This is a genomic window from uncultured Mucilaginibacter sp. (genome assembly GCF_903913935.1).
Classification (GTDB): Bacteria; Bacteroidota; Bacteroidia; order Sphingobacteriales; family Sphingobacteriaceae; genus Mucilaginibacter.
On sequence record NZ_CAIWNH010000451.1, the window covers coordinates 1 to 11,013 of the forward strand.

The following is an 11,013-nucleotide window of genomic DNA, read 5'->3' on the forward strand; positions in this document are numbered from 1 at the left end:
GCCAGCCCTTTTTTGGAGACCAGCATATTGATCAGCGATGATTTGCCTACGTTTGAGCGGCCGATGAAAGCATACTCTGCCTTTACCGGCGGCGGTAGTTTAGAGATTTGCGTATTGCTGCAAATAAAGTCGGCTGATTTAATGATCATCGGGCAAAGATAGGTTTTTTGATTTCGGATTTCGGAATTTCGATTTCGGAATTACTTAATTGCAAATTGGTGATTGCAGATTAGAGATTGGTCCGAAAGTCCGGAAGTCCGAAAGAAGAGTTTGATGGATTGCCGAACGTTTCTGAATCAGGATTTTTAGGATTCCAGGATGAAAATCAACCTGGTAATCCTAAAAATCATAGTTCAGACAAAAACCTTACCCTTTTTTCACCACCTGCATATTCTCAGGATCCCAATGCATGGCTTCGTTTTTAAAATAGCTGTCGTTACACAACAAAGCAGGGGCGGCGGCGCGGTATCCAAAAGTAGCGTCCTCCACTACAGGGCCGCCTTTCCTGATGGCATTAAAGAAATTATTAAAATGGTCATATGGTCCGCCGAGGTAACCTTTTTCCGCAGAATAGGTAATGGCCTCAGGGGGCAGCATTTGTTTTCGGTGTACTTCGCCAGGACCGGCATTGCGCATTTTTTCGGCATAGAAAGGATCGTCTGACTGGGCATTTTTATTCCGTTTCAATACGACTTCGTCCCAGGTAATGTCCATAGCGCCTTCGCTGCCTACCAACCTTAAATAGGTGGTGCCGCTGGTACCGTCTACAAAATTACACCGCAAACTCAGGTTAAACGCCGGGTGAACCGGGGTTTCCCCATAGTCAAAGGTGCCCAGCAAAACATCAGGTACTTCGCGGCCGTCATGCCAGAAACGCAAACCGCCGGAGGCATATACCTTTTGCGGACCCAGCGAGCCGGTGATGAAATGCAGACTGGAGAACAGGTGGACGAAAAGATCGCCTGCCATGCCGGTGCCGTAGTCAACATAATTGCGCCACCTGAAAAACCGTTTCTCATCAAAGGGCCGTTTAACGGTATTGCTCACATACGTTTCCCAGTCAACAGTTTGCGGAGAGGCATCCGCCGGGATCGGGTATTCCCAAACTTCCACCGCGCCGCGCCTGGCCCAAAAGCCTTCGGCATAATTTAACTGGCCAATGGCGCCGGCTTTTAATAATTCTTTTGCTTTTTCGTTGCCTAAGGACGATACCCCCTGGCTGCCTACCTGGTAAACTTTACCGGTTTCCTTTTGTGCTTTAATGATCGCGGGGCCCTCGGTAATATTGTGTATCATTGGTTTTTCGCAATACACATGTTTGCCGGCATGCATGGCGTCGACAGAAATGGTTTGGTGCCAAAAATCGGGTGTGCCAATGATGACGGCATCCACATCAGGCCTTGCCAGGATCTCTTTATAAACTTTTGTGGTAAAAATATCAGCGCCCCAGCGTTTTTTGGCATCGGCAAGGCGGCCGTCGTACAGATCGCAAACAGCCACCAGTTTGATCCCCGGAATCTGCAATGCGGTTTCGGTATCAGACGAACCTTGTCCGCCAGCGCCTATTAAAGCGATATTGATGCGGTCGTTTGCGCTAACACTATCAGTACGTTTGAGGTAAGTAAATAAGCCTGTTTTGGTATCACGGGCAAATACGTTTGATCCAATGGCTACCGCTGCGGAGGCGGTGCCCAATTTTTTAATGAAACCTCTCCGGGAGGACTCTGGTGACTCTTTCATAAAACAATAGTTAGGTCTGTTATAGATTTATTGGTATTGCGGGAATCATGGTGAGATAACCAGCAATAGTGAAAGGTAGAAGTTTATACTTACATTTTAAATTTTTTTAAAAAGATAATTATTCGAATCTGAATTTCGGGCTTTTTGCTTGTGTTGCTATATAATTACCACAAGGGGCACTAAGGCTTCACAAAGTTCATAAAGGAAAGGAGACTCCCGATAAACCTTAGTCTTTGTGTCCCCTTGTGAAACTCTTCGTGTCCCGTGTGGTTGATGTTACATTTCAAATTCCTCAGGAATTCCGAAATCGAAAATCCCGAATCAAAACATTCTGCATTCGACATTCCGCATTCCGCAATCGAGTAATGCCGCAATCGAAAAGTTAATCCCACGCAATGTCATTTTTGTTGAGAAACTTAATCAACTTAATCTAACTTAATCAACCAATCAACCTTATCACTATCTTTGCCACCAATGAGCAAAACTGTAGTTCCGTACCATGAAGACCAGGGCACCAAAAAAGAACAGGTGGCCGATATGTTTAATAACATCTCCAAAACCTACGATTTTCTAAATCATTTTTTATCGCTGGGCATCGACATCATCTGGCGCAAAAAAGCTATCAACGAATTGAAAAGCCTGCAGCCCAAATTAATCCTTGATGTTGCTACCGGTACCGGCGATTTTGCCTTTGAGGCACTGTCTATATTAAAGCCCGACAAAATTATCGGGGTTGATATTTCGCGCGGGATGCTGGATGTCGCGCAGCAAAAAATTGATAAGCGCAATGAAAGCGGCAGGTTTGAAGTAAAATTGGGCGACTCGGAAAAGCTGCCTTTTGAAGCTAATATTTTTGATGCTGTAACTGTTGCTTATGGGGTGCGCAATTTTGAAAACCTTGAAAAAGGACTGGCCGATATACAGCGGGTATTAAAACCCGGCGGAAAAGCAGTGGTGCTGGAGTTCTCAAAACCTAAAGTTTTCCCGGTAAAACAGCTGTATAAATTTTATTTCAACTATATTACACCGTCAATAGGTAAACTATTTTCAAAAGACGCAAGGGCCTACACTTATCTGCCTGAATCGGTAGCTGCTTTTCCGGATGGGGAAACATTTGTTGCATTGATGGATAAAACAGGCTTTAAAAATACCAAATGCCGCCCCTTAGCGTTTGGTATCTGTTCAATATATACTGGTATTAAATGATTAAAACCTGGTACCTAACCATTATTTTATTTTTTTTATGCAGTAATTTGTTGCTGGCACAGGCCCCTGCATGGGGCGGCGGTGCCGATCAGAACGACCTTAGCTTTGGTTTTTGTTTCAGCTACGTAAACAACTATTATAAAATTGTTAAAAAGCCCAATTGGCGCAACCCTTACTTTGACCCGGGCGTTAACCGTTATATCACTGATTCCGTAAATAGTATAACTTCAAATTCCACACCTGGTTTTGCTATCGGTTTTATTACCCGCTATCGCTTAACCGATCATATTGAAGCCCGGATAACCCCCTCATTGATTTTTGCTGATCGTTCCCTGTATTACACCTATGATACGCCTTCGCAGAATGTAACCAAGTCTGTCCAAACCACTACGGTCGACCTTCCCCTGGAATTTAAACTAAAGTCAGACAGGATCCAGGATTTCAGGGCCTATATGTTGGGTGGCATCAAATATTCGCAGGCAGTTGGCAGGGGGCAGGATCAATCCAATATCGACCCGCTTTCGCGCAATGTTAAAAATTTAAGCGGTTTCGGCTCCTGGGAAGCGGGGCTGGGCTGCGATATTTATTTCGAGTTTTTTAAGCTATCACCCGAAATAAAAATATCCAACTCATTTGGTAATGTGCTTGCGCCCGGCAATGAGCCGTTTTCGGCCCCCATCAGCAAGCTGTCGCTGCATACCATTATGTTTAGTTTATATTTCGAGTAAAAAGGTCATTGAGTCATTAAGTCATTAAGTCATTGGTATTAGGGATCAGAGAAAAGCAAGGTTCGAAAAGAATGCTATGAAATATGAATGATTTAACTATGAACCGGCCATAACAAGTTATCCCGATAAAAAAACATAATTTCGCGGCGTTAGTTAAGTATATATATGACTAAAATTGCATTAATAACAGGAGCCACCTCAGGGATAGGCGAAGCTTGTGCGCATTTATTTGCCCGCGAGCATTATAATTTAATATTAACAGGCCGGCGCGGCGACAGGCTGGATACACTGGCCAAAAAACTGAATGCCAAATACAATACTGAAATTGCAGTATGTGCATTTGATGTGCGCGACAGGGAACAGGTGATCAGCAACCTGGAAGAGCTGCCGGCAAAATGGAAAAAAGTAAACGTTTTGATCAATAATGCCGGGCTGAGCCAGGGACTTGATCCTATTCAAAACGGAAGTTACGATGATTGGGACACGATGATCGATACCAATGTAAAGGGATTGCTTTATGTGAGTAAAGTGGTTTCCAACTGGATGATTGAGCATAAAACCGGGCATATTGTAAATTTGGGTTCTATCGCCGGGAAAGAAGTTTATCCCAATGGCAATGTGTATTGCGCTACCAAAGCTGCTGTTGATGCTTTAAACAAGGGCATGCGGACAGATTTGGTTAGCCATGGTATAAGAGTTACGGCGATTCACCCGGGTGCTGTGGAAACAGAGTTTTCGGAAGTGCGGTTTAAGGGGGATAAAGATCGGGCAAAAAAAGTTTATGACGGGTTTGAACCTTTGAACGCCGATGATATTGCTGAAACGATCTGGTTCGTGGTATCGCGCCCGGCCCATGTAAACATTAACGAATTAACCATTATGCCAACGGCCCAGGCTTCGGCAACTATAATTTCGAGGAAGTAGGCTATTTTTTTATTGCCAAATCCGACATCGAAAATCCGACATCCGAAATAAATCACTAATTCACTAAATCAATAATTCAACCATTATAAACATGTCACTCATTAACCAGGTAGACCAGGACATCAAGCAAGCCATGCTGGCCAAACAACCCGACCGTTTAAGGGGCTTACGCGCAATAAAATCGGCCTTGCTTTTAGCAAGGACAGAGAAAGGCGCGGCCGAAGAACTGACCGAGGAGGCCGAAATAAAAGTACTGCAAAAGCTGATCAAACAGCGCAAGGAGTCGGCAGACATTTATAAGGCTCAAAACAGGGAAGACCTTTATGAAATTGAGATGGAGGAAATGCGGGTAATTGAGCCATATCTGCCCAAACAAATGAGTACAGAGGAAGTTGAAGTTTTTTTGAAAGGACTGATCAGCAGGGTAGGCGCTGTTTCAGTAAAAGATATGGGTAAAGTGATGGGCGCAGCCAATAAAGAACTGGCAGGCAAGGCTGACGGCAGGACAATATCAGAGGTTGTTAAGAAGCTTTTAGGCAGTTGATGGAGTTTACTAAGTTGATTAAGTTGAATGGTTGTTAGTTAATACAAAAAAAATTAATCAACCTGATCAACTCATCTAACTTAATCAACTAATACCAAAATAATTGTTGTAACTCAAATGCAATAAGCTATTTTTATACCGGCAAATATTTGGAATAATATTAAAACTTGAATTTGCCGGAAACTAAGGAATTTAAACTTTACTGATTTATATGGAGTTCGTGCTTAAAGAGGAAAACGGTTTTAGTTATATCGATGAGGGCGAAGGCGAAGTTTTACTGCTATTACACGGCTTAATGGGTGCATTAAGCAATTGGGACAGAGTAATTGAAGAGTTCAGTTCGGAGTATAGGGTCATCATCCCGATATTGCCGATTTATGATTTGCCATTGTTAACGACAGGTGTTAAAACCCTTGCAAAATTTGTGCATAAATTCATTAAGCATAAAAAATTAAAGGATGTTACGCTGCTCGGGAATTCGTTGGGAGGCCATGTAGCGTTAATATACGTGCTGGCACACCCCGAGGTAGTGAAAGCATTGGTTTTGACAGGAAGTTCGGGCTTATATGAAAATGCTTTTGGTGGAACTTTTCCGCGCCGTGGCAGTTATGATTTTGTAAAGGAGAAGGTTGAATTTACATTTTACGATCCGGAGGTTGCTTCAAAAGAATTAGTTGACGACGTTTTCAGGATAATAAATGACAGGCACAGCGTTATAAGGATACTGGCAATGGCTAAATCGGCTATTCGTCATAACATGAAAAACGACCTGCATAAGATAACGATCCCCGTTTCGTTAATTTGGGGAAGAAATGATAAAATTACACCACCTGAAGTGGCCATTGAATTTAGCCAGGAACTGCCGGATGCCGAGTTGCACTGGATCGACAAATGCGGGCATGCACCGATGATGGAACGGCCCGATGAGTTTAATGTCTTGTTAAAGGGATTTTTGGAAAAAGTAAAAATAAGGGTATAAAATGACTGCAATTGAATTAGTTGCTGATGTGATTCCACCGGTTACTACTTCTGATACGATTCAGAAGGTGGTTGACCGGATGGTGGAATTTCGTATCAGGCACCTGCCAATTGTAAACGAAGAGCAGTTTTTAGGCCTTATCTCCGAAGATGACCTGATCGGGGAAACCGATTATGAAACCAACGTGGGCGCCTTGTCGCTCTCATTGGTAAACCCCTATGTGCTGGAAGGCCAGCACGTTTATGATGTGATCCGGGCGTTTTACGAACAGAAGCTTACCGTTTTGCCGGTGCTGGATGATAAAAACAATTATCTGGGCCTTATTTCCCTGGGTACGCTTACTGAATATTTTGCAAAGCTTACCTCTGTTGACCAGCCGGGAGGTATCATTGTACTGGAGATAGATAATAAAAATAATTCCCTGGCGCATATGGCCCAGATCGTAGAGTCAGACAATGCGCAGATATTAAGTAGCTATGTACGCACTTTCCCCGATTCAACCCGGATGGAGGTAACGCTTAAAATAAACAAACAGGATATATCAGCCATTTTATCTACTTTTTTAAGATACGAGTACGTCATCAAAGCCACTTTTAATCACAGCGGCGATATTAATAATTCAAAGGAGAGATACGATTCATTGATGAATTATCTTAATCTTTGATTAGTTCATGGTTCATAGTTGATGGTTCATGGCAGAAAAAAAGCAATTAGATAATGGCATTTAGATTCGAGGATTTGCAGGTTTGGCAAAAAGCCATGGACTTGGATGAGCAAATTAATCAATTAACTAAAACGTTTCCTAAAGAAGAAATTAATATTTTAACATCGTAAATAAAGAGAGCGGCTGATTCAGTTGTATTAAATATAGCTGAAGGTTCTACAGGGCAAAGCAAGGCTGTATTTAAGGTTTTCCTCGGTTACTCTTTGCGTTCGGCAATTGAAGTAGTAAGCTGTTTATTTATAGCAAAAAGAAGAAAATATATACCGGACGATGTATTTAATGAACTGTATAAGGAATATGAGGTGCTCGTTAAAATGATAACAGCACTAAAAAACTCATTCTAACCATGATCTTTCCTACTATGAACCATGAACCATCAACTATGAACCATGAAGATAGCAATATACGGCAGGCCATTTAATGATCCGGTAGTACTTCCGTTCATTCAGCAGGTTTTTGATAACCTAACACTTCATGGAGCGGATATTTATGTGCATCACCAGCTGCACAACTACCTTAAGGACAATCTGAATACCATTACCTACAACGTACTTGACCCGGCTGACAATATCAAAGGCTTTATCGATATTTTTTTAACCCTGGGCGGCGATGGCACTTTGCTGGACATGGTTACCCTTATCCGCGATTCGGGGATCCCGGTTATCGGGATCAATTTTGGCCGGCTTGGTTTTTTAGCCAGCATCAATAAAAGTGATATCGAGAGCGCTATCCGGGCTGTGGTAAACAAGCAGTTTACTTTGGATAGCAGGGAACTGCTCAGCATTAACTCCTACCCGGAGGTTTTTGGCATAGACAATTTCGCTCTTAATGATATCACTATCCATAAACGGGATGATGCTGCGATGATCACTACCCATGTTTTTTTGAATGGCGAATTTTTAAACTCCTACTGGGGCGATGGTATTATCATTTCAACTGCTACCGGCTCAACAGCCTATTCGTTAAGTTGCGGCGGGCCCATCATTTATCCCGAATCAAAAAGCCTGGTGCTTACGCCGGTTGCCCCTCATAATTTAAATGTGAGGCCCATTGTTTTGCCCGATAGCTGTACACTGGCATTTGATGTGGAAAGCCGCAGTTCCAATTATTTGGTTTCCTGCGATTCGCGGACAGCCACTATTGATAAAACCATCCGTTTCGAGGTAAAAAAGGCAGGTTTCCAGCTAAATCTTATCCGTTTAAATAATGAAAGTTACTTATCTACGTTAAGAAACAAACTTTTGTGGGGACTGGATGCCCGTAATTATTAAATTTGACGGATGCCGAAATTTTTACCTTTTCTTTTCCTGGTCTTTTTATCGCTCAGCACGCAGGCACAAACCTGGGAAATTGGCGGTGGCGCAGGCGGGGCCGGCTATATGGGCGACCTTAATACCAGCAACCCGCTAAAGGTAAGTGGCATTGCTATAAATGGCTTTTTAAAACGAAATTTCGATGGCTATCTTTCAGCAAAATTGAACTATAACTACGGGGTCATCAGCGCAGATGACAGCAAATCGTCCAACGCGCAATTCAGGCAACGGAATTTGAGCTTCACCACCACGTTAAGCGAGATCAGTGTGATTGGCGAGTTTAATTTTATGGAGTACATCCCTCAAATAGGTAAAAATAGTTTTACCCCGTATGTTTTCCTTGGGGTTGCCGCGCTTAGTTTTTCACCCAGTACAGTTTACAAGGGGCAAAAGTATGATTTAAGCACGATGGCTACCGAGGGCCAGAAAAAGGCTTATTCAACCAGTGCATTTTCCATTCCTTACGGGGCCGGTATGAAATACAATTTTACAGGTAAGTTTACCCTCGGGTTTGAGATTGGTTACCGTAATCCGAATACCGATTACCTGGATGATGTAAGCGGCCAGTATTATTACAGTGCGCATAATACCCTTTCTGAAAAATTATCTGACCGCTCCGGCGAAAAAACGGGTGTTTATATCGGCGCACCCGGTACACAGCGCGGTGACGGGCAGCCCAGGGATACGTATTTTTTTACACAGGTAACCATCTCCTATACATTTCTCACCCAGAAGTGCTATTTCCACTAAATTTATGGCTCAATAAATTCAATGTGTAAGAACCAATTAAAGAAGTTTTTTAACACAGAGAAACAGAGAAAGCGCGGAGTTCACAGAGGAATAATTTTATTTTTTACAGGTGTTTGAATATATAAGCTGGCTGTTAATTTTAAAAACTCAGCGAACTCAGTGTTTTCTCCTCATCTCTGCGTTTAAATCACCCACTCTATCCGTCATAAACCCAAATTTATTTTAATTTTTATTGCATCATTGTTGCAATAAGTATTTTAATTGAACGTTTAACGTTTAATAAGCGGCATCCGTGAGGGCTGCTGGTAACCAATTATTTAACCTTAAACTTATAATCATGGCTGAGCTAAATTCTACTCCCGAAAAATCGGGACGCCGCCGGGCTACCAGGAGGATTCCTGCCCGTGTTGACCTTACGGCAATGGTCGACCTTGCGTTTTTACTTATTACCTTTTTTATGCTGACGACCGTATTAACCAAACCGCGGGTGATGCCGCTGGCGATGCCCGTTGGTAACGATGCAGGCCCCGTGCCAGAAACAGGTACAATGACGGTTTGCCTGGGCAAAAGCAACCAGGCCGTTTGGTACATGGGGATGGCGGCAAAACCCTTAACCACGCCTGCACAGGCAAAATATGGTAAAGAATTGGCTGCAGCGATAGCAGCAAAAGTAAGCGAGGTATATAAAAGAACGGGAAAAGGCTTATTTGTGATCATCAAACCATCTGACCATTCCGTTTATAATAACCTGGTTGAAACGATAGACGAATTACATAATGAACGTGTGCCTTCCTATGCTATTGCGAAGATAGCACCGGAGGACGTTGGGTTTTTAAAAAATAGAGGTTTATATTAGGTAGGGGCGACCCTTGCGGTCGCCCTGTTGATATTAGGTAGGGGCGACCCTTGTGGTCGCCCTGTTGATATTAGGTAGGGTTGGCCCTTGTGGTCGCCCTATTGATATTAGGTAGAGGCGACCCTTGTGGTCGCCCTATTGATATTCGGTAGGGGCGACCCTTGTGGTCGCCCTATTGATATTAGGTAGAGCGACCCTTGTGGTCGCCCAATTTGATATTGCAGCCAGAGATAGATGGTGGTCGCTTTCGCGATTTCAACTTTTTTTACGGGCTGCATACAAATTTATTTTCTATAAAACTTATCTTCTTTCCATTGGGATGGATTGTTGATGATGTAATCGGTAATGTTTTCGTAAGCCTCCTGATTCCTGATTATCTGCTCAAAATAATTCCGCTGCCATAGCTTGCCATCAAATGGCTGCCAGCCTGAATTTTTTACGCCTTTTATGTATTCAACCGTGGTTGTTGATTTAAACGCACCTATTATTTCGCCCAGCGTGTTATTGGCAGGTATAACCATATCTGTAGGGGCGACCCTTGTGGTCGCCCCTGATGGTGATTGGCTGTGATCATCAGTGGGATTATTATTTGATTCAATGGCCCCATCATTGTCGTTGGGCGTGTCCCGGGCGACCACAAGGGTCGCCCCTACGGGTATGTCTTCATTATTTTTTGTTTCTTCGGGATGTGCATTTTGGGCGACCACAAGGTTGTCCCGGGCGACCACAAGGGTCGCCCCTACGGGTGCCTCTTCGTCATTTTTTATTTCTTCGTGATGTGCATTTTGGGCGACCACAAGGGTGTCCCGGGCGACCACAAGGGTCGCCCCTACGATCTCTAAAATGGCATGAAAATGATTGGGCATTACAACAAATTCGTGCAATTGAATATTGGTAAACCGTTCCGGCAGTTTTTCCCATTCGGCATATATCATTTTGCCAGCGTCATTCAAAAACATCACATCATTTTCAATTGCACCGAATAATAATTCTCTGTTTTGAACACAAAATGTAATAAAATATAAACCAGCCTTTGAATAATCATATGTTTTCAGCCGGATTGATCGTCGGTTATGAATAGCCGGGTTGTATTTCATAAATATCTTTTTATGCGTGACAAATATTTCCCAAATGATCATTTCCCGTAGGGGCGACCCTTGTGGTCGCCCAAAAATGTGGTCGCCCAAAAATGTGGTCGCCCAAAAATGTGGTCGCCCAAAAATGTGGTCGCCCAAAAATGTGGTCGCCC

At 43.1% G+C, this 11,013-nt stretch carries 12 protein-coding genes and 1 pseudogene; 10 read left to right on the forward strand and 3 right to left on the reverse strand.

The features are described from left to right. Together QZY09_RS18045 and QZY09_RS18050 are read right to left on the reverse strand one after the other, a co-directional pair. Nucleotides 1-149, reverse strand: a 149-nt coding sequence (locus QZY09_RS18045) for a GTPase (RefSeq protein ID WP_295674652.1), incomplete at its 3' end; no start/stop codon positions are given. 217 nt (nt 150-366) lie between these two features. Beyond that, on the reverse strand, nt 367-1,740 hold the full coding sequence (locus tag QZY09_RS18050) for a Gfo/Idh/MocA family oxidoreductase (protein WP_295674637.1): 1,374 nt from the start codon (nt 1,738-1,740) through the stop codon (nt 367-369). 474 nt (nt 1,741-2,214) lie between these two features. On the opposite strand from QZY09_RS18050, the gene ubiE reads away from it, so the two are divergent. From ubiE to QZY09_RS18100, 10 genes and pseudogenes are all read left to right on the forward strand, one after another. Beyond that, nucleotides 2,215-2,946: a bifunctional demethylmenaquinone methyltransferase/2-methoxy-6-polyprenyl-1,4-benzoquinol methylase UbiE gene (ubiE, locus tag QZY09_RS18055; protein WP_295674638.1), complete on the forward strand. Its 732-nt coding sequence runs from the start codon at nt 2,215-2,217 to the stop codon at nt 2,944-2,946. Further along, on the forward strand, nt 2,943-3,674 hold the full coding sequence (locus QZY09_RS18060; protein WP_295674640.1) for an outer membrane beta-barrel protein: 732 nt from the start codon (nt 2,943-2,945) through the stop codon (nt 3,672-3,674). Before ubiE ends, QZY09_RS18060 begins: the two co-directional genes overlap by 4 nt. A gap of 165 nt (nt 3,675-3,839) precedes the next feature. Continuing rightward, nucleotides 3,840-4,598: an SDR family oxidoreductase gene (locus QZY09_RS18065; protein WP_295674641.1), complete on the forward strand. Its 759-nt coding sequence runs from the start codon at nt 3,840-3,842 to the stop codon at nt 4,596-4,598. Between the two features lie 91 nt (nt 4,599-4,689). Further along, nucleotides 4,690-5,142 (forward strand): GatB/YqeY domain-containing protein, encoded by a 453-nt coding sequence (locus QZY09_RS18070; RefSeq protein WP_295674642.1) that lies wholly within the window; start codon nt 4,690-4,692, stop codon nt 5,140-5,142. Between the two features lie 211 nt (nt 5,143-5,353). After that, nucleotides 5,354-6,121 carry an alpha/beta hydrolase gene (locus tag QZY09_RS18075; RefSeq protein ID WP_295674643.1) on the forward strand — a complete coding sequence of 256 codons (768 nt, stop codon included), beginning with the start codon at nt 5,354-5,356 and terminating at the stop codon, nt 6,119-6,121. A 1-nt stretch (nt 6,122) separates the two neighbouring features. Further along, complete coding sequence (locus tag QZY09_RS18080; RefSeq protein ID WP_295674646.1) at nt 6,123-6,785, forward strand: CBS domain-containing protein; 663 nt, start codon at nt 6,123-6,125, stop codon at nt 6,783-6,785. Nucleotides 6,786-6,838: 53 nt separating this feature from the next. Next, a pseudogene (locus QZY09_RS18085) lies at nt 6,839-7,189 on the forward strand (four helix bundle protein). A gap of 45 nt (nt 7,190-7,234) precedes the next feature. Beyond that, on the forward strand, nt 7,235-8,116 hold the full coding sequence (locus QZY09_RS18090) for an NAD kinase (RefSeq protein WP_295674648.1): 882 nt from the start codon (nt 7,235-7,237) through the stop codon (nt 8,114-8,116). A gap of 9 nt (nt 8,117-8,125) precedes the next feature. Further along, entirely contained in the window at nt 8,126-8,908 is a 783-nt protein-coding gene (locus QZY09_RS18095; RefSeq protein WP_295674649.1) for a DUF6089 family protein, read from the forward strand. 337 nt (nt 8,909-9,245) lie between these two features. Beyond that, nucleotides 9,246-9,764, forward strand: coding sequence for a biopolymer transporter ExbD (locus QZY09_RS18100; protein ID WP_295674650.1), 519 nt, complete (start codon nt 9,246-9,248; stop codon nt 9,762-9,764). A gap of 284 nt (nt 9,765-10,048) precedes the next feature. On the opposite strand, the gene QZY09_RS18105 is transcribed toward QZY09_RS18100, so the two are convergent. After that, nucleotides 10,049-11,013 (reverse strand): transposase (locus tag QZY09_RS18105; protein WP_295674651.1); only part of this gene is annotated, 965 nt, incomplete at its 5' end.